This is a genomic window from Bradyrhizobium sp. AUGA SZCCT0283 (genome assembly GCF_018130385.1).
Classification (GTDB): Bacteria; Pseudomonadota; Alphaproteobacteria; order Rhizobiales; family Xanthobacteraceae; genus Bradyrhizobium.
Genome location: NZ_JAFCLU010000007.1, coordinates 1 through 17,870 on the forward strand (window position 1 = coordinate 1; position 17,870 = coordinate 17,870).

A 17,870-nucleotide genomic window follows, 5' to 3' on the forward strand; every position below is an offset into this window, starting at 1 on the left:
ACAAAAGTGCACACGAGCATACAGGGCAGCGGGAGCATTCCGGCCTTCCCTGCGCAATGGCTTTACGGCTTACTTCGAGCTCTCCCCGGTGAACGGCTTTCTTGCCACCGTCGTCCTCAAGAAGCTTGCTTCTCAAGAACTTGACGCCAGCACCGCGGCGTCAGGACCACACGACTTCGCCGTACGCTCGAGCCACACACGTCAGTCGCAGCTCTCGCGTCCATCGCATCTCACCGCACGTTCGTGACGATGGCCAACGCCCCTCATCTGCCGTGAGACAAGCGGAGTTATGCAAATGATTTGCCCGACAAGTTAAGCGGAATATTTTTGCAAAAGGGGCTGGACAGGTTTTGACTGATTTGCCCATCGTGCCAATTTGTCGCGGGCCGCTGTGTGAAATTGCGGTTGCTCGGGAGGCAAATCAGTTCGCAGCGAGTAGATAAAATTGTAGCCCGCATGAGCGCAAGCGATATGCGGGTCTCCTCTCGACACAGTCCCGCGTGTCGCTGCACTCAGCCGGGTTACGCTCTTCGTCATTGCGAGCGCAGCGAAGCAATCTATAGCGCGGCTTGCGGAAACGTGGATTGCTTCGCTGCGCTCGCAATGACGGCATCGTGTGGCGTTGGACCGTTGCCACTACGCCTCCCGCGCATAGCGCGGCAAATCGGCTTTCAGCATCTCCAGCACGTCATCGCGCACGGGATCGCGCGTACCGCGGGTGAAGGCCGCCGCCAGCGGCAACTTGTTCATGTCCGTCGCCGCAAGGCGGATGAAGCGGACGCCGCGCGTGGCCATTCGCGAGGTCCAGCGCGGGACGATGGCGACGCCCAATCCTGCCGAGACCAGATTGACGATGGTCTGCTTCTCGTCGGCGATCTGGGCGACGCGGGCCTCACAGCCGGCTTCGGCGAACAGCTTCATGGTGAGATCATGGCTGTGCGGCCGCGAGCGGCGTTCGGGCACAATCAACGGCTCGTTCTCGAGATCGGCGATGGACACCCGCTTCCGCGACGCCAGCGGATGCCGCTCGGCGACCGCGACGACGGCGGTCTCGTGCAGCAGAAACAGAAACTCCAGCCGCTTGTCAGGCCGCTCCGGCGGACGCACGAAAGCGAGATCGAGCCGGCCGGACAGCAGGCGCGGCAGCAGGCGCACTGTCTTGTCCTCGACCAGTTGCACGGTGACGTCAGGCCGAAGCTGACGGAAATCGTGCAAGAGCCGCGGCAGCAGTCCTGCGGCGGCGCTGTCGATGGCGCCGACGCGAATGATCGCAGTCCGCTTCCGGCCACGCGTGCGAAACCGGCCGGCCAGCGCATCGGCCTGCGCCAATAGCGTCCGCGCTTCCTTCAGCAGCACGGCGCCATCGTCCGTCAATGCGACGCTTCGCGTCGTGCGCGTCATCAGCCGCGTGCCGAGATCGTCTTCGAGCAACCGGATGAACCGGCCGAGCGCCGACGGCAGCATGTCGAGCCGCTGCGCCGCCCTGCCGAAATGCAACTCTTCGGCCGCCGCCACGAAGCAGCGCAGTTGATGCAGATCCATCTGGCCTCCCGGACGGGATTATATCAATTTTTTGTATAAACGCGAGGCAATTGCCCATCAACGGGAGGGGCCACAGGATGACCTGAGAGCAAGGCTGAAGTCGCCGTCATTGCCTGCGACAAACGCGAAGCGTTTGCGCAAGGGAGCGAAGCGACGAAGCAATCCATGTCTCGGCTTGCGGCACTATGGATTGCTTCGCTGCGCTCGCAATGACGGGCTTACGGACCAAGGCCGTTCCCAAGGAGATTTCAATGCGTGAATATTCAATCGCGGCAATTCCCGCCGATGGGATCGGCCCCGAGGTCATCGCCGCTGGCGTTCAGGCGCTCGAAAGCCTGCAGAAGCGCCTGGGCGACGTGAAGTTCAACGTTGAAACCTTCGATTGGGGCTCCGACTATTACCGCAAGCACGGCGTGATGATGCCCGCCGACGGTCTCGCCACGCTGAAGAAATTCGACGCGATCTATTTCGGCGCGGTCGGCGCGCCCGATGTTCCCGACCACATCACGCTGTGGGGCCTGCGCCTGCCGATCTGCCAGGGCTTTGACCAATACGCCAATGTCCGGCCGACCCGGATCCTGCCCGGCATCACCTCGCCGCTGCGCCATGTCGGTCCCGGCGACCTCGACTGGGTGATCGTGCGCGAAAACTCCGAAGGCGAATATGCCGGCTGCGGCGGGCGGGTGCATCGCGGGCTGCCGGAGGAAGTCGGCACGGAAGTCGCTATCTTCACCCGCGTCGGCGTCCAGCGCATCATGCGCTACGCGTTCAGGCTGGCGCAGTCGCGGCCGCGAAAATTCCTCACCGTGGTCACCAAATCGAATGCGCAGCGGCACGGCATGGTGATGTGGGACGAAATCGCCGACGAGGTCTCGAAGGAATTCCCTGATGTCACCTGGGACAAGATGCTGGTCGATGCGATGACGGTGCGGATGACGCTGAAGCCGCAGAGCCTCGATACCATCGTGGCAACCAACCTCCACGCCGATATCCTGTCCGACCTCGCCGGTGCGCTGGCCGGCAGCCTCGGCGTGGCCCCGACCGCGAACATCGATCCCGAGCGGCGCTTTCCCTCGATGTTCGAGCCGATCCATGGCTCGGCCTTCGATATCACCGGCAAGGGCATCGCCAACCCCGTCGCCAGCTTCTGGACCGCATCGCAGATGCTCGATCATCTCGGCGAAGCCGAGGCCTCGGCCCGGCTGATGCGCGCCGTGGAGAAGGTCACGGGTGCCGGCATCACGACGCCCGACGTCGGCGGCACCGCGACGACGAAGGACGTCACCGAGGCCGTCGTGGAGGCGATCCATAGCTCCAACGTGTGACGCCTGGTCACCGGCCACAACGGATCGATCGCTAGGCGAAAAGGCCCGCGAGACAAATCAGAACAAGACCCAGGAAAGCCCCAATGCAGATGAAGAAGACAGCCACCATTGCGCTCGCGTTCGCCATGGTCAGTTCAGGAGGCTTCGCGCAAAACTATCCGAACCGGCCGATCACGCTGCTGGTCCCCTTCGCCGCCGGCGGCGCGACCGACACGGTGGCGCGGGTGACCGCGCAGACGATGTCGAAACTGCTGGGCCAGACGATCGTGATCGAGAATGCAACGGGCGCCGGCGGCACGATCGCAGCCACGCGGGCCTCGCGCGCCGAGCCCGACGGCTACACGCTGCTGATCCACCATATCGGCATCTCCACGGCGGCCACGCTGTACCGCAAGCTGCCCTACGACACCAAGACAGCGTTCGCGCCGATCGGTCTCGTCACCAACGCGCCGATGACGATCATCGGCCGTCCCGATCTGCCGCCGAACACGCTGGCCGAGCTCGTCACCTACATCAAGGCCAATGGCGACAAGATGACCTTTGGCAATGCGGGCCTCGGCGCCGCGTCGCACCTCTGCGGCATGCTGTTCATGACCGCCGTCGGTAAGGAAATCCTCGCCGTGCCCTACAAGGGTAATGCCCCCGTGATGAACGATTTGATCGCCAAACAGATCGACCTTTCCTGCGACCAGACCACCAACACCACGGCGCCGATCGCCTCAAAGCTGATCAAGAGCTACGCCATCACGACCAAGAGTCGGCTTGGATCGATGCCTGATCTGCCGACCGCCGACGAAGCGGGATTGAAGGGTTTTGAGGTCGGCGCCTGGCACGGCATCTACGCGCCGAAGGGAACGCCCGAGGACATTATTCAGAAACTGTCCAAAACGTTGCAGGAGGCGCTGCGCGACCCGGACCTCGTGAAGCGCTTCAACGACATCAACACCGAACCCGTCCCACAGGACCAAGCCACGCCCGCAGCGCTGAAAGCACAATTGATCAGCGAGGTCGATCGCTGGGCGCCGATCATCAAGGCGGCCAACCAGTTCGCGGATTGAGGCTTCTCAGCGTTCGCTACCGAACAGCGCCCGCGCATTGCCATTGGCAATCTGCGCTGCGATCTTCGGCGGCAACTGCGCCAGCCAGGCGCGGTAGCCGGCCATGATGTCGCCGTAGCTCTGCCAGCGCTCGTTGATCCAGGTGTCGGAGCCGAGCAGGAAGCGATCGGGATAGCGCTCGAACAAGGCGCGCCATTCAGCCGTCAGCTTGCCGCTGCCGTCGACAATGCCGCCGCGGTAGGACAATTCGCCCCACAGCTTCGGATATTTCGACAGCATTACTGCAACGCGGTCGGTTGAGAGCCCGAAGCCGGTATGAGCCCAGATGATGCGGGCGCGCGGATTGTGCCGCATCAGGATTTCGACGGCGATGTCGTCGGCATGGGCATGCAGATAAAGGTCGTGCTCCACCGCAAAATCGACGGTCTTTTTCACCCACTCGGTATCGGCCGCCTTGCCCGAGATGTGGAATTCGCCAATGCCACGGTAGTAGCCGCGTTTGAATTCGTCCTGCACGAGGTCGAAGATGAAGGGATCGCCGAACCAGGTCTGGATGTCGGCGCGCACGCGATACGGCCGGATGAACGGGACGATCTGCAGGTCCTGCGGTTTGGCGTCCATCAGGGCGTGCGTGCCGGTGTTGGGGCGGCTGGTCGCGAGGATACCGGTGACGCGGTGTTTTTTGAACAGCGCCAGCACCTCGTCGACGCCGTAATAGGGCTTCGGCTCCCAATTGTAGTGCATATGGGCGTCGAAGATTTCGATCGGCTCGTCGGCGCGGGCCGGGCCGGCGATGATCGCCAGCGCGATCAGGACAGCGGCGCGACGCGCAGCCGACCGCATCACGCGCCCGAAGGCCGTCATTCGGCGGCGACCACGTGCGGCCGTTCGTCCTCGCCGGTCTCGGCCAGTTGCGGCTCGAGCTTGCGCCGCAGGCGGCGGTCAATGCGGTCGAGATAGATGTAGACGACCGGCGTGATGTAGAGCGTCAGCAGTTGCGACAGGCAGAGACCGCCGACCACGGCGATGCCGAGCGGCTGCCGCAATTCGGCGCCGGCACCCGCGCCGAGCGCAATCGGCAGTGTGCCGAAGATCGCGGCAAACGTCGTCATCATGATCGGGCGGAATCGCAGCAACGCCGCTTCCCGGATCGCGTGCTCGGCGCTCAAGCCCACGCGGCGGCGCTCCAGCGCGAAGTCGACCATCATGATCGCGTTCTTCTTGACGATGCCGACCAGCATCACGATGCCGATCATGGCGATGACAGACATTTCCATTCCGAACAGCATCAGGGTGAGGATCGCGCCGATGCCGGCCGACGGCAGGCCCGAGATGATGGTGATCGGGTGGATGAAGCTCTCGTAGAGAATGCCGAGAATGACGAAGGCGGCGAACACCGCGGCGAGGATCAGGACGCCCTGCCCGCGCAGCGAATCCTGGAACACCTGCGCCGTGCCCGAGAAGCCGGTGGCGATCGTCGCCGGCAGGTTCGAGGCCTGCTCGAGCTCGGTGATCTTGTCGACCGCATAGCCCAGCGAAAAACCCGGCGCGAGGTTGAAGGAGATCGTCACCGCCGGCTGCTGCGCCTGATGGTTGATCTGCAGCGGACCGACCGTCGGAACCAGTTTTGCCACCGCCGACAGCGGGATGGTCTGGTTGTTCTGGGTCTTCATGTAGAGCTTGGAGAGGTCAGACGGATCGACCCGGAACTGCGGCTGCACTTCCAGGATGATCTGGTAATCGTTCGACGGCATGTAGATGGTGCCGACCTGGCGCGAGCCATAGGCGTTGTAGAGCTGGTTGCGCACCTGATCGACGGTGATGCCGTAGACGGCAGCCTTCTCGCGGTCGATGTCGACCGTCATCTGCGGGTTCTTGATGTAGAGGTCGGTGGTGACGTCGAGCAGGCCCGGCAGCTTCTCGATCTTCTCGCGCATCTCCGGCGCCAAACGATACAGCGACTCGGTGTCGCCGCTCTGCATCACGTACTGATACTGACTCTTGGAAATCCGTCCGCCGATATTGAGGTTCTGGATCGGCTGGAAGAACGCCTGCATACCCGGGATCTGGCGCGCCTTGGTGCGCAGCCGGCCGATGATCAGGTTGAGGCTGTCGCGCTCCTTCTTCGGCTTCAGCGCGATGAACAGACGGCCGTAATTCGCCGTGGTGTTGGGTCCGCCGGCGCCGACGGTGGAGTTGATGTATTCGATCGCGGGGTCGGACTTCAGAACGTCGACCAGCGCCTGCTGCCGCTCCCTCATCGCCTCGAAGGAGGTATCGGTGGCGGCTTCCGTCACTCCGATCAGGAAGCCGGTGTCCTCCTGCGGGAAGAAGCCCTTCGGCACGATCATGTAGAGATAGACGGTGCCGCCCAGCGTCGCCAGCGTCACGAGCAGCATCAGCGCCTTGCGCGCCAGCACCCAATCGAGCGTCCATTCATAGGCGCGCAGCCAGGACTCGAACATCGCCTCGAAGACGCGAAGCACGACATTCGGCTTTTTGGTCGCATCGTGGGCCCGCAGCACGCGCGCGCATAGCATCGGCGTCAGCGTCAGCGAAACGAATCCGGACACGATGATCGCGACCGATACCGTGACCGCGAATTCGCGGAACACGCGGCCGACGATGCCGCCCATCAACAGCACCGGAATGAACACGGCGATCAGCGAAAACGTGATCGAGATGATGGTAAAGCCGATCTCGCGGGCGCCCTTCAGCGCCGCCTCGAACGGCCGCATGCCGTGCTCGATGTGGCGGACGATATTTTCCAGCATGACGATAGCGTCGTCGACCACGAAGCCGACCGACAGCGTCAGCGCCAGCAGCGTCATGTTGTTGATGGAATAGTCGAGCGCGTACATCACCGCGCAGGTGCCGAACAGCGAGATCGGAACCGCCAGCGCCGGAATGAAGGTGGCGGAGGCCGAACGCAGGAACAGGAAGATCACCAGGATCACCAGCCCGATCGCGATCAGCAGCGTCTCCTCGACGTCGGCCACCGCCTGGCGGATCGAGATCGAGCGGTCCATCAGCACGTTGATCGAGACCGATGGCGGAATCTGCGCCCGCAGCGTCGGCAGCTTGGCTAGAATGGAATCGACCACGGCCACCGTGTTGGCGTCGGGCTGCTTCTGGATGCCGAGCACGATGGAACGATCGCCATTCAGCCAGCTTGCGATCTTGTCGTTCTCGACGCTGTCGTAGATGCGCGCGACTTCGTCGAGCTTGACCGGGGAGCCATTGCGCCAGGCCACCACGATCTGGCGATAATCCATCGCCTTGTCCATCTGGCCCGAGGCCTGCAACGCGACGTCCTGCTTCGGCCCGTTCAGCGTGCCGACCGGCGTCGAGGAATTGGCAGCCGAAACCGCATTGCGGATATCCTCCAGCGACAGTCCGCGGGCCGCGGCGGCTTCGGGATCGGCCTGGACGCGAATGGCGAATTTCTGCGCGCCGTAGACGCTGACCTGGGCGACGCCCGGAATCTGCGACACCGTCTGGCCGATGGTGATCTCGGCATATTCGTTGACGGTCGACAGCGGCAAGGTGGACGAACCCAGCACCACGAACAGCACCGGAAACTCGGCCGGGTTCACCTTGCGGAAACTCGGCGGAATCTTCATCTCGATCGGCAACCGGCGCTGCGCGATCGTCAGCGCGGTCTGCACGTCCAGCGCTGCGGCGTCGATGCTGCGGTTGAGATCGAACTGAATGGTGATGACGCTGGTGCCCTGGGACGAGTTCGACGACATCGACGAGATGCCGGCAATCGTCGAGAGCTGACGTTCGATCACGCCGGCGACCGAGGCCGCCATGGTGTCGGCGCTGGCGCCCGGCAGGGTCGCGGTGACGGCTATGGTCGGGAAATCGACCCGCGGCAGCGCCGAAACCGGCAGCAGGCGGAAGCCGAAGATGCCGAACGCGATGATCGACGCCGTGATCAGCGTCGTCATGACCGGCCGGCGGATGCAGAGTTCGGACAGCGTCATCGGCTATGCCCCGGCCTTCTTGGCCCGTGGCTCGACCCGCGATCCGTCCGACAGCAGCAATTGCCCGTCGGTCACCACGGTTTCGCCGCCGGCGAGCCCTTCCGAAATCACCGACATGCCCTGCGAGGTGCGGTCGACCTTGACCGGCTGGACCTTGGCAACGCCGTCCTTGACGACGAAGACGAAATTGCCGCTCTGGCTGCGCTGCACGGCAATCGTTGGCACGACGATCGAATCCTCGCTGCGGATGATCAGCTTGGTCGCGACCAGCGTCCCCGGCCATAAGCTCTCGTTCTCGTTATTCATGATGCCGCGCACGGTGACCATCCCGGTGGCCATATCCACGGTGTTTTCGACCATCGCGACCTTGCCGCTCTCGGAGCGCTGGTGGCCCGGGATGGTGGCGGTGACGCCGGAGACGCCCTTGGCCATGGCCTCGCGCAGATCGACCAGCACGCGCTGCGGAACCGAAAATGTCACGTAGACCGGGGCCATCTGGTTGATGACCGCGAGCGGGGCGGTATCGGCCGGGCGGACGAAATTGCCGACCTTCACATTGGCGACGCCGATGCGCCCCGAGAACGGCGCGCGAATCGTGGTGTAGCTTTTCTGGACCTTCAGATTGTCGAGCGCGGCCTGATCGGCCTTGATGGCGCCGGTCAGGATGTCGGACTGGGTCCTCGCGTTGTCGACATTGACCTGCGTGGTCGCGCCTTTGCCGACGAGATCGTTGTAGCGGCGCAGGTCGCGCTGCGCGCCCTCGAGCTGCGCCTGGTCCTTGGCGAGCACGCCCTCGGCCTGCTCGATCTGGGCGTCGATCTGGCGGCTGTCCAGCGTGAACAGCAGATCGCCCTCGCTGACCTTGGCGCCGTCCTCGAAATGAACCGCGATGATGGTGGTCTCCAGCCGCGACTTCAGCGCCACGCTGGAGATCGGCGTCACCATTCCGATTGCATCGACATCGACGGGCATGGCTTTGCGCTCCGCCTTTGCCAGCTCGACGGACACCATCCGCGGCCGCTGCGGTCCCTGAGCGTTGCTGCTGCCCCCCATCCACGAGGAGCGGGTGATAACGCCGGCCGCCGTGGCAATGGCGACGGCGCCGACAAGAAATATCAAGGTACGCTTTTTCATAATTTTTCACGCCCGCCAGTCCTAAAGGACGGGACGGTTCTTCTTGTGCCCCTTGACGGCGATTGTTGCGCCTTATTTCTAAACGGTTATCACAGCCTTCCTGCACATGGTATGCCACTGCCGAAAAATGTGTAGTTACTACTTCCTGATCGAGCACGAAAAACCGGGATTTCCCGGATATGCTCCAGCCCGGACCCCCTTCATGCGTATTGCCACGTGGAACGTCAATTCGATCCGGCAGCGGCTCGACCATCTCCTGACCTGGCTCAAGGAGTGCTCGCCGGACATCGTCTGCCTGCAGGAAATCAAATGCGTCGACGAGGCGTTCCCGCGGCTGGAGATCGAGGCGCTCGGCTATAACGTCGTCACCCACGGCCAGAAGACGTTCAATGGGGTCGCGCTCTTGTCGAAGCTGCCGTTCGACGAGACCAAATCGGGCCTGGCCGGCGATGACGAGGACGCCCACGCCCGGTTCCTGGAAGGCGTGGTGACGCTGAAGACCGGCGTGATGCGGATCGCCTGCCTCTATCTGCCCAACGGCAACCCGCCGGATACGGACAAATACCCCTATAAACTCAAATGGATGTCCCGACTTCTTGAGTATTCGAGGGAGCGGCTCAAGGCGGAAGAGCCGCTGGTGCTCGCAGGCGACTTCAACGTCATTCCGGCGGCGGCGGATGTCTATAACCCGGCAGCCTGGACCAACGACGCGCTGTTCCGCCCCCAAACCCGCGAGGCCTTCCAGTCCCTGCTCGGTCTCGGGCTGACGGATGCGCTGCGCGCGGTAACCGACGAACCGGGCCTCTACACCTTCTGGGACTACCAGGCGGGCGCCTGGCAGAAGAACTGGGGCCTTCGAATCGACCACCTCCTGCTGTCGCCACAGGCCAGCGACCGCCTGACCAATGTCGGCATCGACAGCTATGTGCGCGCCTGGGAGAAGCCGTCCGACCATGTGCCGGTATGGGCGGATTTCGACCTGGCGACGGCTTGAGCGCGACCGGCGCGGCGAACGTGGCGATTCGGGATGCTGCGCCCGACGATGCCGTCGCGGCCTGCCGCGTCCTGAGGGAATCGATCTCCTGCTTATGCGTTGCCGATCACCGCAACGATCCGGCGATCCTGAATGCGTGGCTGGCCAACAAGACGCCGGAAATTGTGGCCGCATGGGCTGCGCAGAAGGGAAACTCGCTGCTGCTCGCCGTCGGGGGCGATGCCGTCCTCGCGGTGGGATCCGTGACGGACGCGGGCGAAATCACGCTGAACTACGTGGCGCCCGCTGCACGATTTCGCGGCGTCAGCCGGGCCTTGCTGAGGGCGCTCGAAGCCAGAGCGGTGGAGCGAGGCAACAAGCGTTGCACGCTCACCAGCACCGAGACGGCGCATCGCTTCTATCAGTCGGCTGGTTATGTTGACGACGGAGTGCCGACAGGCAAGTTCGGCACGAGCTCTGGCTATCCGATGTCGAAGCAGGTTGTCGCTTCGCGGTAGTTTGTCGTCCGTAGAGAGGGCAAAGCGCAGCGTGCCCACCATTTGACGCCAACGAATTCAGAGAGATGGTGGGCATGGCGCAAGAGCGCTTTGCCCACCCTACGGCAGTTCGACAAAACCGCGACGGCTCAGTCCTTCTTGCCCTGCACCCAGTGCTCGAGCATCTGCAACGCCACGGCGCGGTCCTCGTCGGAGGCCTTGGTGAAAGCGCGGTTATAGCTTTCCCGGATCCAGCTCTCGTCGGGGGCGGCGTTGTCGCGCGCCAGCGTCAGCCACATCAGGCCGCGGGCGGCCTGCCGCGGCAACCGGTCGCCGTTGAACAGCATCTGGCCGAGCATGGCCTGGGCCTGATGCTGGCCCTTCTGGGCCGCCAGACCAAGCCAGCGCGCGCCATAGCGGAAATCGTCCCGCGAGGCATCCGGCGTCTTCAGGTAAAGCCGCGCCAGATCGTATTGCGCGTCGGCGTTGCCGAAATAGGACGCGGCATAGGAGAACATCTCCCGGGCGCGATCGGTGTCCGGCTTGATCTTAGAATTCGGGATGCCGTTGAGGTAGTAGCGCCCCAGCGCCACGAAGGCGTTGGCGACGATCGTCGCCTGCGGCGCCGACGGGCTGTCCTCGGCATGCGCGTTAGCGATGCGGCTGAAATATTCGAAGGCGCGCAGGTCGTCCTGGATGACGCCATCGCCATCGGCATACATCCGGCCGAGCTTCCACTGCGCGACGGGATGGCCGCCCTCGGCGGCGTATTGCAGCGAGTTCAGGGACGGCGCGGCAACCGTAGTCGCCGTCGGCGCTGCGGGCGGGGCCTTCTTCAGGGCCTGGGCCGTGACCGCTTGCGCAGCGGCGGGCTGGCCCTCCACGGACAGCGTGGCGTCCGGCTTCACCGGCGCGCCATCAAATGCGAATCCGGGAGCCGCCACCGGCGTGGCCCCTAGCATCAACGCAAGAATGATACGCCTAGATGTCCGCATAACACTGTTTCTCGTGCGCACCGCCAGGATGGGTTACAGCCCCGTCCACCGCCGGCCCAACCTGTTGGGCATATTTCCACAGCGCACCCGACGTATGGTTAGTCTGTCGAGGCGCCCATTTGGTTTTACGATCGGCGAGTTCGGCGTCGGTCAATTTTACGTTAAGGATTCCGGCCTCGGCGTCGATCTCGATAATGTCACCATTCTGCAACAGGGCGATCGGACCGCCCACGGCTGCCTCCGGCCCGACATGGCCAATGCAGAACCCACGGGTGGCGCCGGAAAACCGGCCGTCGGTGATCAAGGCGACCTTGCCGCCCATCCCCTGCCCGGTCAGCGCCGCCGTGGTCGAGAGCATCTCCCGCATGCCGGGACCGCCACGCGGGCCCTCGTAGCGGATCACGATGACCTCGCCCTCCTTGTAGGTCTTCTTCTGGACTGACTCGAAAGCGTCCTCTTCGCGATCGAAGCAGCGCGCCGGACCGGTAAATTTCAGCTTCGACATGCCCGCGACCTTCACGATCGCACCCTCCGGCGCGAGATTACCCTTCAGGCCGACCACGCCGCCCGTGACGGTGATCGGCTTGTCGGCTGACCGCACGACATCCTGGTGCGGATTCCATTTCACGCTCTTGAGGTTTTCGGCGATCGTCCGGCCCGTGACGGTGAGGCAATCTCCGTGCAGGTGGCCATTGTCGAGCAGCGTCTTCATCAGAAGCGGTATGCCGCCAACCTCGAACATGTCTTTGGCAACATAACGGCCCCCCGGCTTCAAATCCGCGACATACGGTGTCTTTTTGAAGATTTCGGCGACGTCGAATAAGTCAAACTTAATCCCGCACTCATGCGCGATGGCCGGCAGGTGCAGCGCAGCATTGGTCGACCCGCCGGAGGCGGCGACGACCGCCGCGGCGTTTTCCAGCGAGCGGCGGGTGACAATGTCGCGCGGCCGGATATTGGCTGCGATCAGCTCCATAACCTTCTCGCCGGCGGCGGAGCAAAACGCGTCGCGAATTTCGTAAGGCGCTGGCGCCCCGGCCGAATACGGCAGCGCCAGGCCGATCGCCTCGGATACCGTCGCCATGGTGTTGGCGGTGAATTGTGCGCCGCACGCCCCTGCCGAGGGGCAGGCCACCCGCTCGATTTCATCGAGGTCAGCGTCCGACATTTCGCCGACGGAATGCTTGCCGACGGCCTCGAACATGTCCTGCACCGTGACCTGCTGGCCACGGAAATTGCCCGGCAGAATCGAGCCGCCATAGATGAAGATCGAGGGCACGTTGAGCCGGACCATCGCCATCATCATGCCCGGCAGCGACTTGTCGCAGCCGGCAAGCCCGACCAGGGCGTCATAGGCATGGCCGCGGACGGTCAGTTCGACCGAGTCGGCGATGCATTCGCGGGACGGCAGCGACGAGCGCATGCCGTCATGGCCCATGGCGATGCCGTCGGTCACGGTGATGGTGCAGAATTCGCGCGGGGTGCCGCCGGCGGCGGCGACGCCCTTCTTGACCGCCTGCGCCTGGCGCATCAGCGAGATATTGCAGGGCGCGGCCTCGTTCCAGCAGGACGCGACGCCGACGAAGGGCTGGTGGATCTGCTGGGTGGTCAGCCCCATCGCGTAGAGATAGGACCGATGGGGGGCGCGCTCCGGCCCCTCCGTCACGTGACGGCTCGGCAACCTCTTCTTGATGTCGGTCTTGGCGTCCATCCGCGAAACCTGCTTCCCCAGCCATCTCCTTGTCGGTCTCGGGAGCAATTTCCCGTCGCCTTCGCCGGCCCTGTGGCTAACCAGCTTATGAAAGAAATGGTTTCATGGAGGGGTGTGGCTAAAAAGCGGCGCAAGCAAGAGACAGGCGGGACGGTTAACCAAATGTTCGATCACTGTTGCGGTCACGCAACAATCGTGGCCCGGCGGCAACCTTTATTTGGGTGTATCGAATCCGTCCCGGCCGCCCGCTCCGACAGGCCTCATCTCGAGAGCCCGCGCCGCGCGCGGGTCACAACCTGAAGGCGATCGATAGAGAAGTTTCTCCAACGCGAAATTGGCCGCGCGCCATCACGCGACCAACCCGGATTTGGCGACCGCCCACGCGTCGCCGAGAATCGCAAAGCGCAATTCGAACCATTCGATCTCGCTGCGCGCGATGCGAGCGCCGAAAGTTACAGCGCCTGACATCAATCGTGTTCGAAGCGATCGCGTCATTTTTGTGCGGCCGGCACTTTTTGCACCTGTTTTCGTCACGCGGGGACGCGGTCCACCACGCGCGCGCAGTCGGCGGAGCAATCGTTCAGACGCCAGACGAAACAACGTCGTGCGCAATTTGTCGCAGAGGTTTGATCGCCGGTCGAATCGACGGATGCGCTGAAGCAGCCGTCGCAGAGATGCCTTTCGCGTCACCATATTGCCCCTACCGAGCGCAAATCCGCCGCGTGCAGGTCCAGTCACGGGCCCGTTTTGCTGTTTCTCCTTCGATGCGGGTGAGGAGTCACGCCTCACGTCTTGCCCGCGCGCATCACTTCACGATTCCCAACATCCGTGGTGGTCGTTTGTAGTTCGTGAGGCCTCTGAGTAAGAGGTTTGAATAATGGCACGCTTCAATCTGAACGGCTTCCTCGACAACAGCCGATTCGAGGATTTCTTTGCTAGGTTTACGGGCGGCAGTGCCGGCCATGATCATCTGAACGGGACGACGAGCAACAACACCCTGTTCGGCGGCGCCAGCGCCGACACGCTCGCCGGCATGGCCGGCAACGACATACTCAACGCTGGCTCCGGCGACGACAAGGTGTGGGGCGGCTCGGGTAACGATAACCTGGCCGGCGGCTCCGGCGCCGATCTTCTGGTCGGCGGCTTCGGCGCCGACCGGATGGACGGCGGCAGCGGCAACGACGTCCTGCTCAGCCGGTCGGATGCGGGCGAGATGGTCGCGGCCCAGGACGGCACGACGCAGATCTTCGCTGAAGAAACCGCGGCGTTCAAGGCGGTCAACGATACGCTGACCGGCGGCGCCGGCGGCGACACCTTCCGCTTCGAAGGTAATGTCAATGCCAAGGACGAGATCGTTGCCAAGCACGTCAATGCCGACGGCACCATCGACTGGGTCGGCGTCACCGGCGAGAACGGCGCGGTTCACGATCACTGGGTCGACGGCTTCGGCAACGACGTGATCCGCGACTTCAATCGCGCCCAGGGCGACAAGATCGAAATCTCGGCGCACACCGCCGAGGTCAAATCAATCGAGTACAAGGACAGCAATGGCGACGGCAAGAACGACTACAGCGTGATCACCGTCATCAGCCAGCAAGGCAACGCCGGCGCGCATGACGAGGATCTCCTCGGCACCATCACCGTCTATGGCAACCTGGTGAAGCAAAGCGATATCACCGTTACCCAGACGGTGTATGGCGCTTACGAGAAGGTCGGCGAACTTGGCGGCGCGCACTTCGAACTGGAGGACGACGGCGTGCTGGCCAATGGCGGCACCGACGGCGGCCACCACAACGAAGCGACGGCGATGGCCAACATGTACATGTAACCCAGAACAATAAGACACGATCACGGACAAGGGCCGCCTCCCGGCCCTTGTCCTCCAGCGTCCGGCCTCGATTCACTCGTCACCGGGCGCTGGAGTTCGTGGATGGGTCTCCCTGCTCGCGCTCTGCTTCGCTCATCCGGGCTGCGGTTGCTCTGCAGTCAATCCACCTCCACATTGGCGGCCTTGATCATCGGCCACCATTTTGCAATTTCGGCCTTCTGCCCGGCGCCCAGCGCTTCCGGAGCATCTGCAAACTACGATTTTCGAGCTGCTTGCGCGCCGCCGGATCGTTCAGCGCGTCAACCGCGGCGGCATTGAACCCGGCAGGGCCGCTTCGTCCGCCGTCGAAGCGATGCTACGCGTGCACAGAAACTCTTTGGGTTCCATTCGCCTCATTTACGCGCGTTTGTTGCGCTGATGTGACAATTGCGCTCGGGCGTTGTGGTAACCTTCGAACAGGTCAGGGCCACGCGCATCATGCGATCTCTTGGTTTTGACGGCGTTTGTGACGTGGGTTTCGCAGGGGGACCATGGAATGAACCGGTGCTTACGCTCGTTGTCTTGTTTTTTCACGGTAGCTGGGCTCGCTTTCTTCTCGACGGCTGCGATCGCGGGAGCCGGCCATAAACCCCATGCCCAGAAGGCGCACGAAACGGCCAAGAAGTCGCACGTGGCAAAGGAAGCCCGCTCCCACCGCAACGCTGCGTCCGGAAAAAATCGGCACGCCAAGCACGCCTCCGCACAACGCAAGGCGAAGCGGTCGAAGGCTTCGCCTGCTCCCAAGGAGGCGGTCAAGGTGACCGTCGCTCCGCTGACGGGCGATCTTGCACTGGTGAAGGAAGCCATCGAGCTCGCGCGCAAGGTAAAGACCCAGGAGGCGACGGACGTCAGGAACAGGATCGCGGATCCGACGGCGCAGAAGCTCGTCGAGTGGTACATCCTGCGCCACCCGGAGACGATAGCACCTTTCAGCCGCTACGCAGCGTTCATCGCCGCTAATTCGCAATGGCCGAGCGCGCCGTTGCTGCGCCGGCGCGCCGAGGCGCGGCTGTGGGAGCAGCGCAGCGATGCGGCGACGGTTCGCAGCTTCATTGGCGATCGGCCCGCCAGCGCCAAGGGCAAGCTGACACTGGCGCGCGTGCTGCTCGCAGAGGGGGATCGGGACGGCGCGGCCAGGCTGGCGCGCGACGCATGGCGATCGGACGAATTGTCGGAGCGCCTGGAGACCGACGCGTTCGAGACGTTCCGCGACCTTCTCACTCGCGACGACCACCGTGCACGCATGGACAAGCGCATCGGGGCCAAGGATCTCGCCGGCGCGAAGCGCGCCGCGCAGCGCCTCGGCAGCGACGAGCTTGCGATCGTGAAAGCCTGTGCCGCGGTCAGGGGAAAAGCGAACAAGGCGATGGATGCGCTCGACGATGTCGCCGTCGAGGCGCGGCAGAATCTCGGCTACACCCTGTGCCGTATCCAGTGGATGCTCGCCAAGGACCGGATCGACGACGCAGCCCGCCTGATGGTGGCGGCCTCGCCGGAGACGATGGCGCTGCAGGACACCGACCAATGGTGGCGCGAGCGGCGCTCGCTCGCCCGCAAGCTGCTCGACCAGGGCAAGTTTCAGACGGCCTATGATGTGATCCGCCCCGCCGCAGCGCCGGCCAACGAATATTACCGGGCCGACGTCCACTTCATGTGCGGCTGGATCGCGCTGCGCTACCTCGACAATCCCAAAACCGCGGCCATGCATTTTGCCCGCATCGACGACGGCGCGACCAATCCGATCGTGCTGGCGCGGGCGAATTACTGGCGCGGACGCGCGGCCGAAGCCCTTGGCCAGGCGGATGCGATGCGTGCGAGCTATGAAGCGGCCGCCCGCTACCCGACCGCCTATTACGGCCAGCTCGCGCGCGCCCGGCTTGGCCGTAACCAGATCGAACTGCGCGCCCCCCTGCCCGATCTCGCCTCCGCCGATGCGCCGGCCGCCGACGAACGCGTGCGCGCCGCCGACATGCTCTACGAGATCGGCGAGCACGATGTCGCGCTCTATTTTGCCGCCGATCTCGGCGAACAAAGCGCCAATGTTGTCCTGCTCGAAGCGCTCGGCGAGCTCGCCGGCCGTCGCAACGACGCTCGCGCGATGCTGCAGGTCGGAAAGCCCTCGCTCGGCCGCGGGCTGCCGCTCGACCATTACGCCTTTCCCACCATCGGGATTCCACCGCACCGGCAGTTCGCCCCCGAAATCGAGCACAGCATGATCTATTCGGTGGCGCGCACCGAGAGCGCCTTCGACCAGCGCGACAAGTCCGCGGCAAATGCGGTCGGCCTGATGCAGGTGACGCCGGAAGCGGGACGCGATACCGCGAAGCGCTTCAAGGTCGACTTCGACTGGGACCGGATGGTTTCCGACCCGGTCTACAACACGCAAATCGGCGCCGCCGAGCTCAGCGCGCTGCTCTCGGAATACAAAGGCAATCACATCATGACCTTTGCCGGCTACAATGCCGGCAGGGGCCGTGTGCGGGACTGGGTTAAGGCGTATGGCGATCCGCGCGATCCCAAAGTCGACCCGGTCGACTGGGTCGAGCGCATTCCGTTTTCCGAAACGCGGAACTACGTCCAGCGGGTGATCGAAAATCTGGCGGTCTACCGCGTCCGTTTCAACAGCAGTACGGCGGTGGCGGCGAAGACCGGCGGGCGCGTTGTTGCGCAGGAGACCAACGCGGCGCCGGGCCCGTCAGCGAGCGCGGACTTCACCGCATCGACAGGCCATGTGCAGCCTGCCGAATAGCCGATGCGCCGGCCTATGCGAACCGGTATC

At 63.8% G+C, this 17,870-nt stretch carries 12 protein-coding genes and 1 pseudogene; 6 read left to right on the forward strand and 7 right to left on the reverse strand.

What is annotated here, in order from left to right; translation table 11 throughout:
• Window positions 1-636: 636 nt before the first annotated feature.
• Entirely contained in the window at window positions 637-1,542 is a 906-nt protein-coding gene (locus JQ624_RS11715; protein WP_212419045.1) for a LysR family transcriptional regulator, read from the reverse strand.
• A 251-nt stretch (window positions 1,543-1,793) separates the two neighbouring features.
• On the opposite strand from JQ624_RS11715, the gene JQ624_RS11720 reads away from it, so the two are divergent.
• Window positions 1,794-2,867, forward strand: coding sequence for a tartrate dehydrogenase (locus tag JQ624_RS11720; protein WP_212419046.1), 1,074 nt, complete (start codon window positions 1,794-1,796; stop codon window positions 2,865-2,867).
• Window positions 2,868-2,956: 89 nt separating this feature from the next.
• Window positions 2,957-3,925 (forward strand): tripartite tricarboxylate transporter substrate binding protein BugD, encoded by a 969-nt coding sequence (locus JQ624_RS11725; RefSeq protein WP_212419279.1) that lies wholly within the window; start codon window positions 2,957-2,959, stop codon window positions 3,923-3,925.
• A 6-nt stretch (window positions 3,926-3,931) separates the two neighbouring features.
• On the opposite strand, the gene JQ624_RS11730 is transcribed toward JQ624_RS11725, so the two are convergent.
• From JQ624_RS11730 to JQ624_RS11740, 3 genes are read right to left on the reverse strand one after another with little or no spacing between them, the layout of a single operon-like run.
• Window positions 3,932-4,789, reverse strand: a complete 858-nt coding sequence (locus tag JQ624_RS11730; RefSeq protein WP_249129748.1) for an amidohydrolase family protein — start codon at window positions 4,787-4,789, stop codon at window positions 3,932-3,934.
• Window positions 4,786-7,914 carry an efflux RND transporter permease subunit gene (locus tag JQ624_RS11735; RefSeq protein ID WP_212419047.1) on the reverse strand — a complete coding sequence of 1,043 codons (3,129 nt, stop codon included), beginning with the start codon at window positions 7,912-7,914 and terminating at the stop codon, window positions 4,786-4,788. The genes JQ624_RS11730 and JQ624_RS11735 overlap by 4 nt, the downstream gene beginning before the upstream one ends.
• Before the next feature lie 3 nt (window positions 7,915-7,917).
• Window positions 7,918-9,048: an efflux RND transporter periplasmic adaptor subunit gene (locus tag JQ624_RS11740; protein ID WP_212419048.1), complete on the reverse strand. Its 1,131-nt coding sequence runs from the start codon at window positions 9,046-9,048 to the stop codon at window positions 7,918-7,920.
• A gap of 202 nt (window positions 9,049-9,250) precedes the next feature.
• Here JQ624_RS11740 and xth point away from each other — a divergent pair, with 202 nt between their 5' ends.
• Window positions 9,251-10,042: an exodeoxyribonuclease III gene (gene xth / locus JQ624_RS11745; RefSeq protein ID WP_212419049.1), complete on the forward strand. Its 792-nt coding sequence runs from the start codon at window positions 9,251-9,253 to the stop codon at window positions 10,040-10,042.
• Window positions 10,039-10,539, forward strand: coding sequence for a GNAT family N-acetyltransferase (locus tag JQ624_RS11750; protein WP_249129750.1), 501 nt, complete (start codon window positions 10,039-10,041; stop codon window positions 10,537-10,539). Before xth ends, JQ624_RS11750 begins: the two co-directional genes overlap by 4 nt.
• A 128-nt stretch (window positions 10,540-10,667) precedes the next feature.
• Here JQ624_RS11750 and JQ624_RS11755 read toward each other — a convergent pair whose 3' ends face one another.
• On the reverse strand, window positions 10,668-11,513 hold the full coding sequence (locus JQ624_RS11755) for a tetratricopeptide repeat protein (protein WP_212419050.1): 846 nt from the start codon (window positions 11,511-11,513) through the stop codon (window positions 10,668-10,670).
• Complete coding sequence (ilvD, locus tag JQ624_RS11760; RefSeq protein WP_212419051.1) at window positions 11,500-13,224, reverse strand: dihydroxy-acid dehydratase; 1,725 nt, start codon at window positions 13,222-13,224, stop codon at window positions 11,500-11,502. The genes JQ624_RS11755 and ilvD overlap by 14 nt, the downstream gene beginning before the upstream one ends.
• Window positions 13,225-14,101: 877 nt before the next feature.
• On the opposite strand from ilvD, the gene JQ624_RS11765 reads away from it, so the two are divergent.
• Window positions 14,102-15,052 (forward strand): calcium-binding protein, encoded by a 951-nt coding sequence (locus JQ624_RS11765; protein ID WP_212419052.1) that lies wholly within the window; start codon window positions 14,102-14,104, stop codon window positions 15,050-15,052.
• A gap of 158 nt (window positions 15,053-15,210) precedes the next feature.
• Here the strand turns inward: JQ624_RS11765 and JQ624_RS38530 are convergent.
• Window positions 15,211-15,368, reverse strand: a pseudogene (locus tag JQ624_RS38530) (tripartite tricarboxylate transporter substrate binding protein BugD); the annotation flags it as partial.
• A 219-nt stretch (window positions 15,369-15,587) separates the two neighbouring features.
• Here JQ624_RS38530 and JQ624_RS11770 point away from each other — a divergent pair.
• On the forward strand, window positions 15,588-17,840 hold the full coding sequence (locus JQ624_RS11770) for a transglycosylase SLT domain-containing protein (RefSeq protein ID WP_212419053.1): 2,253 nt from the start codon (window positions 15,588-15,590) through the stop codon (window positions 17,838-17,840).
• Window positions 17,841-17,870: the final 30 nt, after the last annotated feature.